The following is a 19,403-nucleotide window of genomic DNA, read 5'->3' as shown; positions in this document are numbered from 1 at the left end:
AACAAAATATAGCAATGCACTAAGCGCGGGCGGATCACGTGAACGATACTCCAGAAACACCTGAAAACGAAGAAGAAAACTTGCCTGTACGTGCCGTGCACGACGGGCCTTCTGTTACGATCGAACACGAGCTGAAGACCAGCTATCTTGATTACGCGATGAGCGTGATCGTCAGTCGCGCTATTCCAGACCTGCGTGACGGCCTAAAACCGGTCCACCGCCGCATTCTTTTTGCGATGCACGGGACCAATAACACGCCTGATAAACCCTACCGCAAATCGTCGCGACCTGTGGCCGAAACCATGGGTAAATATCACCCGCACGGCGACAGTGCGATCTACGATGCGCTGGTGCGTATGGCGCAGGATTTCTCGATGTCGCTGGTGCTGCTGGACGGCCAAGGCAACTTTGGCTCCATGGATGGGGACCGTGCGGCGGCCTATCGTTACACCGAAGTACGCATGGACAAGCCTGCCACGTATTTGCTGGCCGATATCGACAAAGACACCGTTGATTTCCAAGACAACTATGACGGCAAAGACCGCGAGCCGACCGTCCTACCCGCCCGTTATCCAAATATGCTGGTCAATGGGGCTGGCGGCATTGCTGTTGGTATGGCAACCAATATTCCGCCCCATAACCTGGGTGAAGTCATCGATGCGACCCTCGCCCTGATTGATACGCCTGACATGACGTCCGAGGATTTGATCGAATACATCCCGGCGCCCGATTTTCCGACAGGTGCGTTGATTCTTGGCCGTGCAGGTGCGCGTAAAGCGTATCTTGAAGGACGCGGTTCGGTCATTGTGCGCGCGAAAACCGTCGTCGAAGAGATCCGCAAAGACCGCTATGCTATTGTTATCAATGAAATTCCCTATCAGGTGAACAAAGCGTCGATGATCGATAAGATCGCCGAAGCCGCCCGCGATAAAAAGATCGAAGGCATTGCCCACGTCCAAGACGAATCTGACCGCAATGGTGTGCGGGTTGTTGTCGAACTCAAGCGTGATGCGACCGCAGAGGTCGTTTTGAACCAATTGTTCCGCTTTACACCGATGCAAACCTATTTCGGCTGCAACATGTTGGCATTGAACGGCGGCAAGCCTGAACAACTGACGCTACGCGCCTTCCTGACCGCCTTCGTGGACTTCCGTGAAGACGTTGTTGCACGCCGCACCGCGTTTGAATTGCGCAAAGCGCGTGAACGTTCGCATCTTTTGTGCGGTTTGGCTGTTGCCGTGACCAATATCGACGAAATCGTCGCCGCCATCCGGTCCTCCGCTGATGCCGCGACCGCGCGTGAAAAGCTGATGACGCGTCGGTGGCCCGCCGAAGCTATCCTTGAATATATCAAACTCATCGATGATCCGACACATCCGGCCAATGAAGATGGCACATATAATTTGTCAGAGGCGCAAGCCCGCGCCATTCTAGAATTGCGCCTGCAGCGTCTGACCCAGATTGGTGTCAAAGAAGTCACGGACGAATTGAAGGAACTCGCAGGTAAAATTCGCGAATACCTTGAGATTCTGGGTTCTCGTGAACGGATCATGCAGATTATCCGTGATGAGCTGACCGAAGTCCGCGATCTATTCGCCGTTCCGCGCCGTACCGAGATTGTGGATTGGTCGGGCGACATGGAAGACGAAGACCTGATCGAAAAAGAGGACATGGTCGTCACCGTGACCTCTGGTGGGTACATCAAACGAACAGCATTGGCCGATTTCCGCGCGCAACGTCGCGGCGGCAAAGGCCTGTCGTCGATGGCCACCAAAGAAGAAGACGTCGTCACGACACTGTTCGTGGCCAACACCCATACGCAGCTGTTGTTCTTTACGACCGACGGCATGGTTTACAAACTCAAGACATGGCGTTTGCCACTCGGAAGCCGGACTGCAAAGGGCAAGGCGATCGTCAATATTTTGCCAATTCCGCAAGGTGTTTCGATTGCGGCAATCATGCCAGTGGACCGCCCAGAGGAAGAATGGGACGACCTGCAGGTCGTCTTTGCAACCTCGGCCGGCACTGTACGTCGCAACAAGCTGTCAGACTTTACCAACGTCATGCGTAACGGTAAAATCGCGATGAAGTTCGAGGACGAACATGCTGAAACAACACTTATAAATGCCCGCATTGCATCCAATGATGACGATGTAATGTTGGTCACGGATTCAGGTCGCGCGATCCGCTTTCCTGCGACCGATGTGCGTGTGTTCAACTCGCGCAGTTCCGTGGGTGTGCGCGGGATCAGGTTGCAGGGCGACGACAAAGTTGTGTCAATGTCCATCATCCGTCACTTTAAGGCCGAAGCAGAGGAGCGTACCGCATATCTAAAAATGCGCCGCGCAATGGCAGGTCTTGCTGATGATGCCGAAGTTGATGACGAAGAAGACGCAGTTCCCGGTCGCATTAGCCCAGAACGCTATGCTGAAATGTCAGCCGTAGAGAACCTGATCTTAACGATTACCGCGCAAGGTTCGGGCAAATTGTCATCCAGCCATGATTATCCCGTGCGCGGACGAGGTGGTATGGGTGTGGCTGCGATGGATAAGGCGATGCGCGGCGGGCCGCTGGTCACATCGTTCCCTGTCGAAATGTCTGATCAGATCATGCTTGTCACCTCAACCGGACAGTCCATTCGTGTCCCTATCGAAGGAATTTCATTCCGGTCACGCGGTGCTGGCGGCGTAAAGGTGTTTGACACCGCCAAGGGCGAAACAGTCGTGAGCGTCGCGTGGATTGCGGACCAAGGCGAAGAAGAGCCTGACGCCGACGCAGACCCTGTTACAGAATAAAAGTTAGGCCCCGCGATAAAACGCGGGGCCTTTTCTTTTGACGTGCTGCGCACTACATCAGCGTCATGCAAAACACACTCAATATCATCGGCGGCGGAATGGCCGGATCAGAGGCCGCTTGGCAGGCCGCAAATGCGGGCATCAAAGTGGTCATTCACGAAATGCGCCCCAAGGTCGCAACCTTTGCGCATCGTACGGGCAACTTGGGCGAAATGGTTTGTTCCAATTCGTTCCGCTCTGATGATCACGAACAAAATGCCGTAGGACTGTTGCATTGGGAAATGGTCCAAGCGGACGGTTTGATCATGAAAACCGCCTATCAGCATCGGCTACCTGCCGGAGGTGCGTTGGCTGTAGACCGTGATCCGTTTGCAGAAAGTGTCACTGCGGCTTTGGTGGCACATCCCAATATTTCTGTTTCTTATGAAGAAATTACTGCGCTTCCCGAGGAAGGACTTTGGATTGTCGCCACAGGCCCGCTGACCTCTGGTCCGTTGGCCGAAGCAATTCAGGCAGAGACTGGCGCAGAGGCACTCGCGTTTTTCGACGCCATCGCCCCTATCGTTTACCACGACAGCATCAACATGGATGTCGCTTGGATGCAGTCACGTTACGACAAAGGCGAAACCGAAGCCGAGCGTACTGCTTACCTCAACTGCCCAATGAACAAAGACCAATACGAGGCGTTCATCGACGCACTTTTGGCCGCTGACAAGGCAGAGTTCAAAGAAGGCGAAACGGCAGGATACTTTGACGGTTGTTTGCCGATCGAAGTCATGGCCGAACGCGGCCGTGAAACACTGCGCTTTGGTCCGATGAAGCCCGTTGGTTTGACGAACGCCAATGATCCACAGAACAAAGCATATGCCGTTGTCCAACTGCGCCGCGATAATGCGCTTGGGACATTATATAACATCGTCGGCTTTCAAACCAAGATGAAGTACGGCGCGCAGAAGGATGTTTTTAAAACGATTCCTGCGTTAGAGAATGCTGAGTTTGCCCGTCTTGGTGGCATCCACCGCAACACCTTCATCAATTCGCCCACACTGCTGGACGATCAAATGCGCCTGCGCTCCAAGCCCAACATCCGTTTTGCAGGCCAGATCACTGGCGTCGAAGGATATGTGGAAAGTGCCGCAATGGGGTTGTTGGCAGGTCGCATGGCCGTCGCCGAACTGACAGGTAAACCGCTGGACGCCGTACCAAATACGACTGCGATGGGTGCATTGGTTACACATATTACTGGCGGGGCCGACGCAAAAACGTTCCAGCCGATGAACGTGAACTTCGGACTGTTCCCGCCGCTTGACGGTGTGAAAAGCGGGCGTCGTGGCCGCAAAGAACGCTATAAGGCCTACACTGATCGGGCCAAGATCGACTGGCAGGCATGGCTGGGGCAAACCGTTCTGGACACAGCCGCCGAGTGATTGAGGTCTAAAATGATCATGCTGCGCACCTTATGATCACACGTTTTGCGCCCTCGCCCACGGGACCGCTGCATCTGGGCCATGCATATTCCGCACTGACCGTTTGGCAGATTGCCAAGAACCTTGGCGGAACGGCATTGTTGCGGATCGAAGACACGGACAGCACGCGGGTCAGGCCAGAACACGAAGCAAGTATTTACGAAGATCTTTCATGGCTGGGTCTGGCGTGGCCGGAACCTGTGTTGCGGCAATCCGAGCATGGCGCAAATTATGAACGTGTCTTGAAACAGCTTGCAGAGTTGGGTCTGCTTTACCCTTGTTCTTGTACCCGTCGTGACATCATCGACGCTGGCGCAGTTTCGGGGATTGAAGGGATGATCTATCCAGGCACTTGTCGACACCGAAGTTTGCCCGATGCGGTTGCTGGCGACGCGTTCCGGTTGAATTTGGGAAAGGCACTTGCCCAGATCAGTGGCCAGATGACCTATACAGAAACCGGCGTGAACGCTGCAAAAGACATCGCAGTTAGCCCCCATCACCTTTTACAGAATATTGGCGATCCCGTTTTGCGCCGCAAAGAAACTGGCGACCCTGCCTACCATCTGGCCTGCGTGCATGACGATGCGCGCCAGAACATCAGCCATGTTGTCCGCGGGACCGACCTGCAAGCACTAACCCCGCTGCATGTGCTATTGCAACGCGTGTTGGGCTATCCGACCCCCACTTATCATCATCATGCATTGATCACTGACGAGGATGGCAAGCGCCTCGCCAAAATCGACAAGTCCAAAGCGCTCGCGAAATACCGCGCTGAAGGTGCGACACCGCAGGACATTCGACATTTGATAGGCTTTGTGGATTAATCAGTCATTGGTGCGGTCAAAGTGACCTCGTTGCCATCAAGGATAGCAGTGTAAAAACAGTTTCGACGCCCCGTGTGACACGCAGGCCCAACCTGATTTATCTTTAAAAGCAGGCAATCGCGATCGCAATCAACGCGAAAATCTACCAGTTCCTGCGTATGACCGCTGGTGGCGCCTTTGACCCAGAATTCTTGGCGTGAACGCGACCAATACGTAACTTTGCGGGTGGTCAGCGTGCGCGCAACGGCCTCAGCGTTCATCCAAGCCATCATCAATACCTCGCCTGTTGTATCATCTTGGGCGATGGCAGGGATCAGACCCGCATCATTGTACCGCAGGGTGGATGGATCGAATGTCATATCAAAGACCTTTGCAAGTGCGACTGTCAGCACTATCTAAAGGTCACAAATACGAAGGGCAACGCGATGTCAGCAGAAACCGATCTGATCAAACTCTACTCTGCGCGGATATTGGCACTCGCGGCCGATATGCCGCGTACTGAACGATTGGAAAATCCAACGGCGACGGCAAAAAAACGCGCGCCGCTGTGTGGATCAACGGTGACGGTTGATGTGACGGTAAATGACGGCGTGATCACCGACTACGGCCAAGACGTGAAGGCCTGCGCATTGGGGCAAGCAACGGCTGCAGTCCTTGGATCAAACATCGTGGGGCTAAATGTCGAGCAGGTCCGCGAAGGGCGCGATGCGCTGTTAGCGATGTTAAAGTCCGACGGACCAGTTCCGGCCGCACCTTTTGGCGATCTTGAAGTTTTGCAGCCTGCCAAAGAATACAAAAATCGACATGCATCGATCATGCTTGCCTTTGATGCTACGCTAGACGCGCTGGCGACACATAAAACCCCTGCATAAAAAAACCGCCGCACATCCGGGACAGGATGGCGGCGGCAGGAAAGAACGATTAGGTCCGGTCCGGTGTTCAACGGGGAGAGGCAAAACCCCCACTATGGACAAGGACAGGCAGGTCAAACATTGCAAAATTGGGACAGGGCAATGTCGTAGACCGGACCTAAATCGTCAGGCAATCAGATCAGCCCGGGTAAGGCCAATCCGACAATCAGTATGACCATCAAAGCTGCAACACCCACCGCATCTGCAACAATTGTGTCGCGGGACCGTGCGATAACCGATTTAATCTCTTCAGCCATGTGATGTTCCTTTAATGTTCTTATGCTACTTTGTTCTCATATCATTAACGCCCTGTAAAGAACTTTTTAAGAACATTTGTGAACATTCAGGCCTGAATTTCGTTAACCCACTGAAATTAAACGAATAGCTTTATCCTGCTCCATCAGCCAAAGCAGGGTCCGCGCCGCTTGCCCACGCGCGCTTTGCAGTGTGGGGTCGTCGTTCAGCAGCCTACGCGCGTCAGTTTGCGCGACAGCCATCTGTCCTGCTTGGCGTTCCAAATCAGCAATCCGAAACCGCGGCAGCCCCGACTGCACAGTGCCAATCACATCACCCGCCCCGCGCATGGCAAGGTCTTCTTCGGAAATGCGAAAGCCGTCTTCGGTTTCGCGCAAAATCTCCAAGCGTCGACGACCTGTTTCGCTAAGAGGTGCCTTGTAAAGCAACAGACAGGTCGATGCCGCAGAACCACGCCCCACGCGACCGCGCAACTGGTGCAACTGCGCCAAACCAAAGCGTTCGGCATGTTCAACCATCATGATAGAGGCATTGGGAACATTCACCCCGACCTCGATCACAGTCGTCGCAACCAACACTTTTGTTTCGCCAGCCACAAACCGTGCCATTGCCGCATCTTTCTCCGCAGGCGGCATTTGCCCGTGAACCAGCCCCACAACACCCTCGCCCAAGGTTGCCCGCAACCGTTTGAACCGTTCCTCGGCAGCGGTCATATCAACGACTTCGCTTTCCTCCACCAAGGGACAAACCCAGTACGCCTGCTTGCCTTCGGCGACTGCTTTACGCAATTTTTCTACAACTTCATCAAGGCGGTTGATCGATACAAGCGCCGTCTGCACCGGTGTGCGTCCCGGTGGTTTTTCATCCAAAACCGACAAATCCATGTCGCCATATTGCGCCAACGCCAAAGAGCGTGGAATTGGTGTGGCGGTCATCACCAAAACATCTACCGCGCGTCCCTTTGCGCCCAGCTGCATGCGTTGTGCCACGCCAAAACGGTGCTGTTCGTCGATCACAGCCAGACGTAAATCATGAAAGTGGACATCCTTTTGAAACACCGCATGCGTCCCAACAAGGATGTTAATTTCACCCGCGGCCAATGCGGCCAACTTGGCCACACGCGCAGCGCCTTTGTCGCGCCCTGTCAAAAGCTCAAGCCGAACGCCCGCACTGTGCGCCAAGGGTTGCAACCCATCAAGGTGCTGACGGGCCAAAATTTCGGTTGGGGCCATCATGACGCCCTGCCCGCCTGCCTCGACCACGCCAAGCAAAGCCATTAGTGCAACCAGCGTTTTTCCAGAGCCAACATCACCTTGCAAAAGCCTGTTCATGCGGACTGGTGCCGCCAAATCCGCCGCTATTTCGGACGTTGCCCGCATCTGCGCGTTTGTTTGGCTGTAAGGCAATGCGGCCATTACTTTGTCAGACAACGCCCCCGTTGGAACCGACGCAGTCCCTTTTGCTTGCCGCGATGCGGCCCGCGCAAGGGCCAAAGTTAACTGATGTGCAAGCAATTCGTCGTAAGCGAGACGTTCGCGCGCCAACGCGTGTGGGGATAAATCAGCGCTGGTCACTGGATTATGCGCCGCCGTCATTGCGGCAAACCAATCAGGCCAATCCTCGCGTGCTTTCAGCGCAGGATCGATCCATTCCGGCAGCTTCGGTGCCATTTCAAGTGCAGACCGCGTGGCTTTATACATCGCCTTCTGCGTAATCCCGGCATGAAGGGGATAAACCGGTTCAAACGCCGGAACCTGATCTGCTTCGTCCACAGGCAGAACATGATCGGGGTGCACAATTTGGGCGATATTGTCGAACACCTCAACTTTGCCAGAAACGATCCTGCGCTGGCCAGTCGGCAAAAGCTTTTGCAAGTAGTCGCCACGCGCATGGAAAAACACCAACTGGAAACTGGTTTGCGCATCCTCGACAAAAACACGGTAGGGCCGCCCCCGCGTGCGCGGCGGGTGGTGTTCACCTATCAAAACTTCAACCGTGGCAATCGCAGGTGCGATGACATCTTTTACGCTGTCCCTGCGGCTGCGATCAACGCCTGCGACGGGCAATGTCATCAGAATATCGCGCGGCTTGAGAACGCCCGCCTGCTCAAGCGACTGCGCACTTTTTGGGCCAATTCCGTCAAGCTTGGTTAATCCTGCAAAAAGCGGGAAAAGAACCTCGGGTCGCCCGCTCATAGGGCACCGATCAAAGCAAGCCAGTCATCTTCATCCATCTTTTGAACGCCCAGATCAGCGGCTTTTTTGGCCTTTGATCCGGCCCCTGGCCCAGCGACCAAAATATCGGTTTTGGCGCTGACAGACCCAGACACCTTCGCGCCTAATGCTTCTGCCCGCGCCTTTGCCTCGGCGCGGGTCATACGTTCTAATGTGCCAGTGAAAACCACCGTTTTGCCCGCAACGGGACTGTCTGAAACCATAACCTTGGCATCTTGCACGTCCAGTTCTGCAACCAGCCTGTCAATTGACGCGCGCTCAGCGTCTTGGTGAAACGTCGTCACGACAGATGTCGCCATCACATCACCGACGCCGTCGATGCTGATCAGGTCGTCCCATTCTGGACCCGTGTCGAAGGTTGCCGCGGTCATCGCAGCCTCGAACGCGGCCCACGATGTATAATGATTTGCCAGCAATGCCGCTGAATTTTCACCAACATGCCGTATCCCGAGCGAAAAGATCAGCCGCGCCAAGCCGATGCGACGTTTGTCGTCGATGGCATCAAAAAGGCTAGAGGCGCTTTTGTCGCCCCAGCCTTCACGATTCTTAAGCTGCTGCAGCCCTTCACCAAACCTTGTACGTAGCGTGAAAATATCTGCCGGGGTTGCGATCCAGCCGTCTGTATAAAACTGCTCTACTTGCTTGGCCCCCAAGCCTTCGATGTCGAATGCGGCACGAGATACGAAATGTTTGAGTTTTTCGACGGCTTGCGCAGGGCAAATAATGCCACCTGAACAACGCCTTACGGCGTCGCCCTCTTCTCGAATTGCATCTGAATGACACTCGGGGCATTGCTGGGGGAATTCATAAACGACGGAATCATCGGGACGTCGTGCCAAATCAACATCCGCAACTTTCGGGATCACATCGCCGGCACGGTAGACCTGTACCCAATCGCCGATGCGGATGTCTTTGCCGCCGCGGATCGGTGCACCATTCCCGTCCAAGCCCTTGATATAATCTTCATTGTGCAGTGTCGCATTGGACACAACAACACCGCCCACCGTGACCGGCCGCAGCCGCGCGACGGGCGACAGCGCGCCGGTTCGCCCGACTTGAATGTCGATATCTTCCAAAACGGTCCAAGCCAGTTCGGCAGGGAATTTATGCGCAATCGCCCAACGGGGCGTCGTCGAGCGGAACCCCAAACGCGCCTGCAGTGCCAAATCATCAACTTTGTAGACCACACCATCAATGTCGTAGCCCAAGTCGGCACGCTGTTCCCCGATCTTGCTATATTGGGTAATCATCGCATCCGGGCCATCGCATTTGACGGTCAGCTTATTGGTGGAAAACCCCAACGCAGACAGGTGTTCAATTGCGGCAGACTGGGTTTGGGCCAAAGGTGCCGAATGATCGCCCCACGCATAAGCAAAGAACTTCAGTGGCCGGGCTTTGGTAATTTCAGCATCCAATTGCCGCAGCGATCCTGCTGCCGCGTTTCTGGGATTGGCGAATGTCTTGCCGCCCTTTTCCACTTGGCGTTTGTTCAGGTTCGCAAAGTCAGAATGGCTCATGTAAACTTCGCCGCGGACTTCTAGGATCTCTGGCGCGCCAGTAATTACCTGTGGAACATCGCTGACCGTAAGGGCATTTGCGGTCACGTTTTCACCGATAGACCCGTCGCCGCGCGTTGCAGCCTGCACCAGCTTGCCGCCCTCATAGCGCAACGAGAGCGAAAGCCCGTCGATCTTTGGCTCTGCCGTATATGTCAGCGGCGCGGTCGCATCCAACCCGAGGTATTTCCGGATACCCGCATCAAACGCGAAGACATCCGCGTCACTAAAGGCATTCCCAAGCGAAAGCATACGCACGGCATGCCGGACTTTGCCAAACCCTTCAGAGATTTCACCGCCGACAACGTCACTTGGGCTATCGGTGCGTTTGATTTGCGGAAAACGCTCTTCAATTGCTGTATTTCGCTGCTTCAAAGCGTCGTAGTCAGCATCACTTAAGTTAGGTGCATCGTCGCGGTGATATGCGGTGTTCGCTGAGCCAAGAGCAGATGCAAGCCATGCGAGTTCTGCGCGCGCTTGACCAACCGACAGCATTTCCACAGGCAGATCACCTGTTTGTGGATGTTTCTTAAGAACTGTCTCCACCACGTGTCTCGCCCCTTAAAAATGAAACCTGCCCCGAAAAGGGCGCTGGTTCATAATTAGGCGGGCAATCGCGGTGCGTCCAGCGCAGACCGTGAATCAATCGCATGCATCCCATGTTCATCAAGACGCATGCTACCAAGTACGCTAAGCACCAATCGCGATCCTTTGCCGTTGTGATACCAGTTCAGGATCGCGCAAAACATATCCACGGCCCCAAACGGTTTCAATATGGTTGTCGCCTGCCGTCGCTTCGCTTAACTTTTTACGCAACTTACAGATGAATACGTCAATGATCTTCAGCTCAGGTTCATCCATGCCGCCATATAGGTGATTGAGGAACATTTCCTTGGTCAACGTCGTGCCTTTGCGCAGGCTTAATAGTTCGAGCATTTGATATTCTTTACCCGTCAAATGCACCGTGCTGCCGTCAACTTCGACGGTCTTGGCATCCAGATTTACAGCAATTTGCCCTGTCTTGATGATGGACTGTGCATGCCCTTGAGAGCGGCGGATAATTGCATGGATACGCGCCACGAGTTCTTCGCGGTGGAAGGGTTTTGTCAGATAGTCATCTGCACCAAAACCAAAGCCTTTTAGCTTACTTTCTGTCCCATCGTCCCCTGAGAGGATCAATATTGGCGTATCTATACGACTAAGGCGCAGCTGTCGCAGCACCTCGTGTCCGTTCATATCCGGCAGGTTGATGTCCAACAGGATCAGGTCGTAGTCGTACAATTTTGCAAGATCGATCCCTTCCTCGCCCATATCGGTGGCATAGACATTCAGGTTGGCATGAGTCAGCATCAGTTCGATACTTTTCGAGGTCGTTGGATCGTCTTCAACCAGCAAGACACGCATAAAAATTCTCCGCTCTATTGTTCGATAAAAGTTATCTAACCGCGTAATGGTTAACCACAGGTTACTACCTCGACAGAGAATTACGTTTCCACCTATGGTTGTCTATATTTTTGCAAAGCGGTTACTTTCAGCGCAGCCTCCCCGTGCTGTAAAACTGCTGTTTGCCACTCGGTGAATTCCTCTTCGGACAGCTGATATCGCTCCAACGCATCTTTCTGCGCAATGAGCCCGTATTCCACTGCGCGCACGACCGCCGCCTTGCGTGATGCCACCCAGCGGCGTGTTTTTTCGCCAGGCAGGTCTGCGCGAGTCATAATCGAGCCGTCAGCGAGCGTCACAGAACGCGGTCCTTCAACTTTTCTTAAATACATGTTTTACCCCTTTTTGATCACTCCGCTCGTAGTTATGGCGCGCCAGGATTAATGAGTGGTGTAGCCCCCCCCTTGAGAGTAGGTCGCATTTTCCTATATTTCATTCTGATACCTTAACCTTTGGACATGCCATGCCCCTTGATTCGCCGCTAAATTCACTCGGCTTTGCTAAGTCGCCTGCGCAGACCCGTGTTGTTGTTGCCATGTCGGGCGGCGTCGACAGCTCTGTTGTGGCAGCGATGCTGGCGGAAGAAGGTTACGATGTGGTTGGCGTGACGTTACAACTGTACGATCACGGCGCTGCCTTGGCGAAAAAAGGTGCGTGTTGTGCAGGTCGTGACATTCACGATGCCCGCCGTGTGGCCGAGGACATGGGGTTCCCTCACTATGTCTTGGACTATGAAAACACATTCCGCGAAGCCGTGATGGACGAATTTGCAGACAGTTACTTGGGTGGTGCGACCCCTGTGCCATGCATTCGCTGCAATGAGCGCGTGAAATTCAAAGACCTGTTGGAGACAGCAAAAGACCTTGAGGCGGATTGCATGGCCACGGGCCACTATATCCAACGCAAAGTGGGTGTTGAGGGCGCAGAGTTGCACGCAGCTGCTGATCCCACCAAAGATCAAAGCTATTTCCTCTTCTCAACCACCCAAGACCAGTTGGATTATTTACGTTTTCCATTGGGCCATCACGCCTCCAAAGAGCAAACCCGTGCGTTGGCAGGCAAGTACGGTCTAAGCGTCGCTGACAAGCCTGACAGCCAAGATATCTGTTTTGTGCCCAACGGTGACTATGCAGCAGTGATTGAAAAACTACGCCCCGGCGCGGCTGAACCTGGTGATATCGTTGATAGCGACGGCAATGTGCTGGGCAAGCATAAAGGCGTGATCCACTATACGATCGGGCAACGCCGTGGTTTGGGCATCGGCGGTTTGGCTGATCCGCTTTATGTTGTGAAGCTGGACGTGAACACAAAGCAAGTGATCGTTGGACCCAAGGAATTATTGGCCACCCGCCGTGTGCCGCTTCGCGAGATCAACTGGATTGGTGGCGGCAAGCTGACCGATATGGGCGAGCGTCAGATTGCAGTGAGGGTGCGCTCTACTCGTCCGCCCACAGATGCGATTTTACGTCCGATTTCGGACACTGAGGCGGAAGTCGAATTGCTGGTGGCAGAACAAGGTGTCTCGCCAGGGCAAGCTTGCGTGTTTTATGATCCCGAAAGTTCGCGCGTTTTGGGCGGTGGTTGGATTTGGCGCGGCAACTAGGTTTTTAACTGGCCAACGTTCAAGACTGTCTTGATGGCAGGAGCCTCCGGCGGGAGTTTCTTGGGCAAGATGATGATGGAAGCGATTTGCAACAAGGGGTCACATGTCTGTGTGGCCCCTTTCTTTTGTGCAGTACTTTGTCCCATCTAGGGTCAAGCAAACGCAATTGATCCCTTGGAGGTCCCTCTTATGTCATTGACCCGTCGCCACGTCCTAACCCTTGCACTTGCTGCACCCGTTGCAGCAGCACTTGCTTCGCGCGTAATCGCTGCCACCCCCGAAGTTTATGCCGAAGGCGGCATTGCTGTTGATGGGACAGATGTTGTTGGATACTTCATCGATGGTGCGCCCGTTGCTGGTGATCCGACCATTACCCATGACTATATGGGCGTGACGTGGCAGTTCAGCACTGAAGCCAACCGTGATACCTTTGCCGCCGAACCAGCCGCTTATGCACCCCAATATGGTGGATACGGTGCTTATGCAGTCAGCCAAGGCTATACCGCACCGACGGTGCCAGAAGCGTGGAGCATCGTGGACAACAAGCTTTACCTGAACTTTTCAACCAGTGTGCGCCGCCGTTGGGCGCGTGACATTCCCGGCCATATCGCAATGGCTGATGCAAACTGGCCTGCCGTGCTCGCATAACTGAACGGTGGGGCAAAAATCACTGGATAGTTTTGCCCCAGCCCGTTACCCAAAGCGCCATGATTTATGCATCCGCATCCGAATGGCGTAACGCCCCGCAGAAACGTGTTCTGCTTTTTGCAATGTCCGGTTTGGGCAAGACCTATCTGTCGACCATGCTGCGCAGCACTGGCGATTGGTTCCACTATTCCATCGATTACCGGATTGGCACGCGCTACATGGGCGAAAAGATCGCCGATAATGCCAAGCGTGAAGCGATGAAAGTGCCGTTCTTGCGGGAACTGTTGCGGTCCAATTCGATCTATATTGGTTCAAACATTTCGTTTGATGATCTTAAGCCGATGTCGTCTTACCTAGGTAAACCAGGTGATCCGGCGCTGGGCGGTCTGGCGTGGGATGAATATACCCGCCGTCAGGACGAGTTTCAGCAAGCCGAAATCGCGGCTTTGCATGACACCAGCTTTTTCATCGACCGCTCTGTTGAGTTGTACCAGTACCCGCATTTCATTTGCGACACGGGTGGATCGATCTGTGAATGGGTCGATGCAGACGATCCGGACGATCCAATCTTAACTGATCTGGCGGCAAAGACGCTGTTGGTGTGGATTGAAGGCACCGAAGACCACACAGCCGAGTTGATCCGCCGTTTCGATCAAGAACCCAAACCGATGTCGTATGATCCGGTCTTTTTGTTGGCGACGTGGCAAGCTTACTTGGCCGAGTTCAATGTAGCCCCGGACCGCGTGAACCCCGATGATTTTATTCGCTGGGCGTTCGCAAAGGCTCTCGCGCATCGCCAGCCGCGTTATAAGGCGATGGCGGACAAATGGGGTATCACGGTGCCACAGCACGCGGTCGAAAAAGTCAAAGATACGGAGGGCTTTGTCAGCATGATCGCTGACGCCCTTGAGATGCGCAGCTAAGCCGCCTATCTCTGCCCTCTGATCAGGAAATGACCCATGCCTATTAAACTGCCCGCCGCCCTGCCCGCCTATGACGTTCTGTCACACGAAGGGGTTATGGTGCTCGATGAAGATACCGCTGCCCGTCAGGACATCCGCCCGCTGCGGATTGCTTTGCTGAACCTGATGCCCAAGAAAATCCAGACCGAGAACCAGTTTGCCCGCCTGATCGGGGCAACGCCTTTGCAGATTGAATTTTCGCTGATCCGGATGTCCGAGCATCAGACAAAGAACACCGCTGCCGAACATATGGAAGAATTCTATCGCCCGTTTTCCGAGGTTAAGGATGAAAAATTCGACGGGCTGGTGATCACCGGAGCGCCAATTGAGCATTTGCCGTTTACGGATGTGACCTATTGGAAAGAACTGGAAGAAGTTTTTGCCTGGACCCAAACCCATGTGCATTCCACGATGGGCGTGTGTTGGGGCGGCATGGCGATGATCAACCATTTCCACGGCGTCAAAAAGCATATGCTAGACCACAAGGCCTTTGGTTGTTTCCGGCATCATATTACTGATCCGGCGTCACCTTATTTGCGCGGATTTTCAGATGATTGCGTGATCCCTGTCAGCCGCTGGACCGAAATGCGCCAACCCGAGATTGACGCGGCAACCGGTCTGACCACGTTGATCACAAGCGATGATGCGGGGCCCGCTTTGGTCGAAGATCAGGCGCATCGCGCGCTCTATATCTTTAACCATTTTGAGTATGACAGTGGCACGCTCAAGCAAGAATACGACCGTGATGTGGCCAGTGGGACGCCAATTAATGTTCCAATGAACTACTATCCGAACGATGACCCAACGGAACAACCCCAAAATAGGTGGAGAAGCCACGCGCATCTCCTATATGGAAACTGGATTAACCAGATTTACCAGACCACCCATTTTGAGTTGGATAAAATTGGCACTTAAAATGCTTACAATCTCTGCAATTGCAATCGGCCTTGGGGCTGTCTTGACGGCTGCGGGGGCAAAACAACGCACTGCACAGGCCGAAGAAAGCCATCCCCCGCTGGGACAGTTCGTTTCTGTTGCTGGTGGGCAAATTCACTATGTCCAAGAAGGCAGCGGCCCGCATCTGATATTGCTGCACGGTGCTGGCGGCAATCTGCGCGAGTTCACCTTTGATCTGATGGGACGACTGACGGATCGCTATACGGTGACAGCATTTGATCGCCCGGGACTAGGGTACTCTGACCGAGTGCCCGGCGTGGACACCGGGCTGACCGCAACCGAAGGTGACAGCCCCCAAGCGCAGGCCGCTATGCTGCGTGAGGCCGCAGCCATTATCGGAATTACCGACCCTATTGTCGCAGGCCACAGTTTTGGCGGTATCGTATCCTATGCTTGGGCCGTCGCGGGTCTTGATCAGAACAGCCCCGTGAATGCTACGGCCGTCGTTTCAATGGCAGGTGTGACAATGCCGTGGCCCGGGGGGTTAGGCCGTTACTATACCGTGAATGGCAGCGCATTTGGCGGGCTTGTGACCATTCCCGCAATTTCCGCATTTGTCCCTAAATCCATCGTGGACAGCAGTATTCAGGCAACCTTTGCGCCGCAAAGCGCACCTGTGGGTTACGCAGATTACATCGGCGCTGGGCTTACTTTGCGCCCCTCCAGCATGCGCGCAAATACCCGACAAGTGAACACATCGCGTCCGCATGTTGTGGTGCTTTCAGAACGTTATCCAGAGCTGACACTGCCCATCGAGATCGTACATGGTGAGGATGACACCACCGTGCCAATCCACATCCACGCAGAAGAGATCGAAAAAATCGTGACCCAAGTGAACACGACCCGACTGACGAACGTTGGACATATGCCGCATCACGCCGACCCCGATGCCGTAATCAGCGCTATTGATCGCGCCGCGGCCCGTGCAGGTATCCGCGACTAGATTGCCGAATTGCGCTTTGGCTGCGGAACCCCCATATATGTGCAAAGATATGCGGGAGAGTTTTCATGGATTTACCATTCGATGGTGGCATCAGCCGTTATTTTGCTGAAGACGCCCCCGATGATATCCGTGCGGCAATTAATGACGCTGGCAAAGGCCAGATATTGAACCCCGATTTTCCTTATGATCGCCGCTGGAAACGATCGGCTTATGAAAAAGAACTCGCCGCGCTTCAGATCGAATTAGTGCGTATGCAAGCGTGGGCGCGTGACACAGGACAGCGCATTGCCATCGTTTTCGAGGGTCGCGATGCGGCTGGCAAAGGCGGAACAATCAAGCGTTTCCGCGAAAACCTGAACCCGCGTGGCGCAAAACTTGTGGCTTTGTCCAAGCCCACTGATGTCGAAGCAGACCAATGGTATTTCCAACGCTATATTAAACACTTACCAGCCAAAGGTGAAGTGACAGTATTTGACCGCAGCTGGTATAACCGCGGCGTGGTCGAGCATGTTTTTGGATTTTGCAAACCACAGGAACGCGAACGCTGGTTTGCCCAAACACCCCAATTCGAAGAAATGCTGGTTAACGAGGGTATCACCCTTATCAAGATCTGGCTCAATGTCGGACGCGCGACGCAGCTCAAACGGTTCTTGGACCGCGAAAAAGATCCGCTCAAGCAATGGAAGCTCAGCTGGATTGATGTCGAAGGTTTGCCCAAATGGGACGCCTACACTGCAGCGATCGACGAGACACTCAAACGCACCCACACTGATGTGGCCCCGTGGACCATTGTGCGATCGGACGACAAACGCCGCGCCCGCGTGCAAGTGATCCGGCATTTGTTGTCACAATTGGACTACGCAAACAAAGACCAAAGCGCCCTTGCCCCGATTGACCATAAGATCATCGGAGGCCCCGACCTCTGGTATGACTAAACGCGGATATCATCATGGTAATCTACGCGAGGCGCTGATCAACGGCTGCCTGACGTTGATCGAAAAGCGTGGCCCGACGGGTTTTACACTGTCAGAAGCGGCGCGCGAAGCCGGTGTGACCCCGGCTGCCGTTTACCGCCACTTTGAGGGCCGCGAAGACTTGATCGCGGCCGCCGCCCAGCAAGGATATGTGCTATTTAGCGAGCAGATGGAGGCAGCATATGGCAAGGGCCAGCCCTCGGCGCTCGCCGCATTCGAGGCGACAGGTCGCGCCTACCTTGCTTTTGCACGTCAGTATCCGGGTTATTATATCGCGATGTTTGAATCTGGTATCTCGATCAACCGCACGCCAGAACTGCATCAGGTCGCAACCCGCGCCATGGGCGTGCTTGAAAAAGCCGCCGAAGAGTTAAGCCAACATATTCCCGCAGAAAAAAGACCGCCCCCCCAGATGTTTAGCGCCCATATCTGGGCCTTAAGCCACGGGGTGGTCGAACTTTTTGCACGCGCCAACCCTGGCACACAAAGCCCTTTTCCACCCGAAGACTTGTTGGAATCGGGTATTGGTATTTACTTGCGCGGCCTAGGTTTGATCGCGCCTGACACATAAAGGATCCATCATGGACGGCACATTAGCGGTACTTTTCATCGTAGCAGGATTAAGTGATATGGCGCTCAATGACTGCCCAACGCAGTGTTTGCAGCAATCCACTGCGCCTTCGCAGTTTACCATCCAAGCCGCAGATGTAATTTTTCAAGAAAACACCATCAGCCAAGAGATCTACGTCGGCTATGATAGCGGCCAGTCATACGGGCCGTTTGCCACAACCTTTGGCGCATCAAGCACCACAGACGGTGACCTTTGGATTGGCGTTGGCGCAAAGTGGACCAGTAAAGATATGATCGCCAGCCCGTTCTTTGTTGAATTGTCCTTAATGCCCGGCATCTTTGCCCAAGGGGATGGGCCAGACATTGGCGGCGCACTGCAATTCCGTTCAGCCTTGGGTGCAGGTTATAAATTTGACAACGGCGCGACACTCGCCGTGCTTTTTGATCACCGCTCTAACGCAGACACCCAGGATTTGAACCCGGGTCTTGAGACACTCGGCATTCGTTACGCGTTTGCGCTGGACTAACAGTCCTAAAAAACGCCCTATTCCGGCCATCTTGACTTATTCTAATCTACTCTTGAGCATGGCAATACTAACCATAGCAATCGTCATTCGACATCGAGGGTAAAACAATTTTTGTAGAGAGGATATTGGACGGTGCCGCGTTGGCATGGATGGCACCGTTGGTGCCAACAGCACGGATTTTCTATGTCTATTTGGCGACGGCCTTTGTGCTTTCAATCGCAACATACATTTACTTTTCCACACGTGAAGAAAGTGAACGACCGGAAGGTATTTCACGCGGCATGATCGGGTACCTGTTTGATCCCAGAGTGTGGTTTCATAAATCGGCCAAACAGGATTATTTGTTTTTTTTCTTCAACGGCGTTGTCTATTATGGCGTAGTTATACAGCTTTTAGTGTCTGGCCACTTGTTTTACGAAGGATTGGGCGTTGGTCTAGAACGGCTATTTGGGGTGCGAGAAACGGCTATTTTTGCGCCTTCCGCGCTGACCGCGATAGTCTACACTTTGGTAGTTGCACTTGCGATCGACCTTGCCGTCTGGGTCACACATTATCTGCAACACAAAGTTGAACTTCTGTGGCAATTCCATCAAGTACATCATTCAGCCGAAGTTCTTACCCCTGCAACCGTTTACCGTATGCATCCAGTTGACCTGTTATTTACGGGGCTGGTCGGGATCGGACTGACTGCGCTTGCTTTCGCGGGCTTTAGCTACATCACCGCTGCAAATCCGC

The 19,403-nt window shown here is 53.9% G+C and carries 19 protein-coding genes; 13 read left to right on the top strand and 6 right to left on the bottom strand.

The window, feature by feature from the left end:
• The first annotated feature begins 38 nt into the window (after positions 1–38).
• The 3 genes from gyrA to gluQRS all read left to right on the top strand — a co-directional run bounded on the left by gyrA (position 39) and on the right by gluQRS (position 5,085).
• Positions 39–2,795, top strand: a complete 2,757-nt coding sequence (gyrA, locus tag QZ197_RS07585) for a DNA gyrase subunit A (protein ID WP_296431275.1) — start codon at positions 39–41, stop codon at positions 2,793–2,795.
• Between the two features lie 65 nt (positions 2,796–2,860).
• On the top strand, positions 2,861–4,222 hold the full coding sequence (trmFO, locus tag QZ197_RS07580; protein ID WP_296431273.1) for a methylenetetrahydrofolate--tRNA-(uracil(54)-C(5))-methyltransferase (FADH(2)-oxidizing) TrmFO: 1,362 nt from the start codon (positions 2,861–2,863) through the stop codon (positions 4,220–4,222).
• Positions 4,223–4,254: 32 nt separating this feature from the next.
• Positions 4,255–5,085 carry a tRNA glutamyl-Q(34) synthetase GluQRS gene (gene gluQRS / locus QZ197_RS07575; RefSeq protein WP_296431271.1) on the top strand — a complete coding sequence of 277 codons (831 nt, stop codon included), beginning with the start codon at positions 4,255–4,257 and terminating at the stop codon, positions 5,083–5,085.
• Here the strand turns inward: gluQRS and hisI are convergent.
• Entirely contained in the window at positions 5,082–5,444 is a 363-nt protein-coding gene (hisI, locus tag QZ197_RS07570; protein WP_296431270.1) for a phosphoribosyl-AMP cyclohydrolase, read from the bottom strand. The two genes, gluQRS and hisI, sit on opposite strands and share 4 nt — an antisense overlap.
• Positions 5,445–5,510: 66 nt before the next feature.
• Between hisI and QZ197_RS07565 the strand changes: the two genes are divergently transcribed.
• Positions 5,511–5,957 carry an iron-sulfur cluster assembly scaffold protein gene (locus QZ197_RS07565; protein WP_296431268.1) on the top strand — a complete coding sequence of 149 codons (447 nt, stop codon included), beginning with the start codon at positions 5,511–5,513 and terminating at the stop codon, positions 5,955–5,957.
• A 173-nt stretch (positions 5,958–6,130) separates the two neighbouring features.
• Here QZ197_RS07565 and QZ197_RS07560 read toward each other — a convergent pair whose 3' ends face one another.
• The 5 genes from QZ197_RS07560 to QZ197_RS07540 all read right to left on the bottom strand — a co-directional run bounded on the left by QZ197_RS07560 (position 6,131) and on the right by QZ197_RS07540 (position 11,816).
• A complete protein-coding gene (locus tag QZ197_RS07560; protein WP_296431266.1) occupies positions 6,131–6,253 on the bottom strand; it encodes a hypothetical protein in 123 nt (40 codons plus the stop codon).
• 102 nt (positions 6,254–6,355) lie between these two features.
• A complete protein-coding gene (gene recG, locus QZ197_RS07555) occupies positions 6,356–8,446 on the bottom strand; it encodes an ATP-dependent DNA helicase RecG (RefSeq protein WP_296431264.1) in 2,091 nt (696 codons plus the stop codon).
• Positions 8,443–10,536, bottom strand: coding sequence for an NAD-dependent DNA ligase LigA (gene ligA / locus QZ197_RS07550; RefSeq protein WP_296431276.1), 2,094 nt, complete (start codon positions 10,534–10,536; stop codon positions 8,443–8,445). The genes recG and ligA overlap by 4 nt, the downstream gene beginning before the upstream one ends.
• Positions 10,537–10,731: 195 nt before the next feature.
• Positions 10,732–11,445, bottom strand: coding sequence for a response regulator transcription factor CtrA (gene ctrA / locus QZ197_RS07545; RefSeq protein ID WP_296431262.1), 714 nt, complete (start codon positions 11,443–11,445; stop codon positions 10,732–10,734).
• A 92-nt stretch (positions 11,446–11,537) separates the two neighbouring features.
• The gene (locus tag QZ197_RS07540) at positions 11,538–11,816 is read right to left on the bottom strand and encodes a DUF1153 domain-containing protein (protein WP_296431261.1); all 279 of its coding nucleotides are present in this window, start codon (positions 11,814–11,816) and stop codon (positions 11,538–11,540) included.
• A gap of 131 nt (positions 11,817–11,947) precedes the next feature.
• Here QZ197_RS07540 and mnmA point away from each other — a divergent pair, with 131 nt between their 5' ends.
• From mnmA to QZ197_RS07495, 9 genes are all read left to right on the top strand, one after another.
• Positions 11,948–13,087 carry a tRNA 2-thiouridine(34) synthase MnmA gene (mnmA, locus tag QZ197_RS07535; RefSeq protein WP_296431260.1) on the top strand — a complete coding sequence of 380 codons (1,140 nt, stop codon included), beginning with the start codon at positions 11,948–11,950 and terminating at the stop codon, positions 13,085–13,087.
• A gap of 189 nt (positions 13,088–13,276) precedes the next feature.
• The gene (locus tag QZ197_RS07530; RefSeq protein WP_296431259.1) at positions 13,277–13,735 is read left to right on the top strand and encodes a YHS domain-containing (seleno)protein; all 459 of its coding nucleotides are present in this window, start codon (positions 13,277–13,279) and stop codon (positions 13,733–13,735) included.
• A gap of 59 nt (positions 13,736–13,794) precedes the next feature.
• A complete protein-coding gene (locus tag QZ197_RS07525; protein ID WP_296431258.1) occupies positions 13,795–14,658 on the top strand; it encodes an ATPase in 864 nt (287 codons plus the stop codon).
• Between the two features lie 36 nt (positions 14,659–14,694).
• Positions 14,695–15,612, top strand: coding sequence for a homoserine O-succinyltransferase (gene metA / locus QZ197_RS07520; RefSeq protein ID WP_296431257.1), 918 nt, complete (start codon positions 14,695–14,697; stop codon positions 15,610–15,612).
• 1 nt (position 15,613) lies between these two features.
• Entirely contained in the window at positions 15,614–16,597 is a 984-nt protein-coding gene (locus tag QZ197_RS07515) for an alpha/beta hydrolase (protein WP_296431256.1), read from the top strand.
• A gap of 65 nt (positions 16,598–16,662) precedes the next feature.
• Positions 16,663–17,532: a polyphosphate kinase 2 gene (gene ppk2, locus QZ197_RS07510; protein ID WP_296431251.1), complete on the top strand. Its 870-nt coding sequence runs from the start codon at positions 16,663–16,665 to the stop codon at positions 17,530–17,532.
• Positions 17,525–18,142, top strand: a complete 618-nt coding sequence (locus QZ197_RS07505) for a TetR/AcrR family transcriptional regulator (protein WP_296431250.1) — start codon at positions 17,525–17,527, stop codon at positions 18,140–18,142. The genes ppk2 and QZ197_RS07505 overlap by 8 nt, the downstream gene beginning before the upstream one ends.
• A 10-nt stretch (positions 18,143–18,152) precedes the next feature.
• Positions 18,153–18,668, top strand: coding sequence for an acyloxyacyl hydrolase (locus QZ197_RS07500; protein ID WP_296431249.1), 516 nt, complete (start codon positions 18,153–18,155; stop codon positions 18,666–18,668).
• Positions 18,669–18,793: 125 nt separating this feature from the next.
• Positions 18,794–19,403: sterol desaturase family protein (locus tag QZ197_RS07495; RefSeq protein WP_296431248.1), on the top strand; the 610-nt coding region annotated here is incomplete at its 3' end.

Source organism: Yoonia sp. (genome assembly GCF_017854415.1).
Classification (GTDB): domain Bacteria; phylum Pseudomonadota; class Alphaproteobacteria; order Rhodobacterales; family Rhodobacteraceae; genus Yoonia.
Note: the sequence above shows the minus strand (reverse complement) of the source record. Positions and strands in the feature narration are given on the sequence as shown.

Coding starts and splice junctions, on each gene's coding strand:
- QZ197_RS07525 (WP_296431258.1), top strand. CDS start 13,795: ATGATTTATGCATCCGCATCCGAATGGCGTAACGCCCCGCAGAAACGT.
- ppk2 (WP_296431251.1), top strand. CDS start 16,663: ATGGATTTACCATTCGATGGTGGCATCAGCCGTTATTTTGCTGAAGAC.
- ctrA (WP_296431262.1), bottom strand. CDS start 11,445: ATGCGTGTCTTGCTGGTTGAAGACGATCCAACGACCTCGAAAAGTATC.
- QZ197_RS07515 (WP_296431256.1), top strand. CDS start 15,614: ATGCTTACAATCTCTGCAATTGCAATCGGCCTTGGGGCTGTCTTGACG.
- metA (WP_296431257.1), top strand. CDS start 14,695: ATGCCTATTAAACTGCCCGCCGCCCTGCCCGCCTATGACGTTCTGTCA.
- QZ197_RS07500 (WP_296431249.1), top strand. CDS start 18,153: ATGGACGGCACATTAGCGGTACTTTTCATCGTAGCAGGATTAAGTGAT.
- gluQRS (WP_296431271.1), top strand. CDS start 4,255: ATGATCACACGTTTTGCGCCCTCGCCCACGGGACCGCTGCATCTGGGC.
- mnmA (WP_296431260.1), top strand. CDS start 11,948: ATGCCCCTTGATTCGCCGCTAAATTCACTCGGCTTTGCTAAGTCGCCT.
- recG (WP_296431264.1), bottom strand. CDS start 8,446: ATGAGCGGGCGACCCGAGGTTCTTTTCCCGCTTTTTGCAGGATTAACC.
- QZ197_RS07530 (WP_296431259.1), top strand. CDS start 13,277: ATGTCATTGACCCGTCGCCACGTCCTAACCCTTGCACTTGCTGCACCC.
- QZ197_RS07560 (WP_296431266.1), bottom strand. CDS start 6,253: ATGGCTGAAGAGATTAAATCGGTTATCGCACGGTCCCGCGACACAATT.
- trmFO (WP_296431273.1), top strand. CDS start 2,861: ATGCAAAACACACTCAATATCATCGGCGGCGGAATGGCCGGATCAGAG.
- hisI (WP_296431270.1), bottom strand. CDS start 5,444: ATGACATTCGATCCATCCACCCTGCGGTACAATGATGCGGGTCTGATC.
- QZ197_RS07505 (WP_296431250.1), top strand. CDS start 17,525: ATGACTAAACGCGGATATCATCATGGTAATCTACGCGAGGCGCTGATC.
- QZ197_RS07565 (WP_296431268.1), top strand. CDS start 5,511: ATGTCAGCAGAAACCGATCTGATCAAACTCTACTCTGCGCGGATATTG.
- ligA (WP_296431276.1), bottom strand. CDS start 10,536: ATGCTGTCGGTTGGTCAAGCGCGCGCAGAACTCGCATGGCTTGCATCT.
- QZ197_RS07540 (WP_296431261.1), bottom strand. CDS start 11,816: ATGTATTTAAGAAAAGTTGAAGGACCGCGTTCTGTGACGCTCGCTGAC.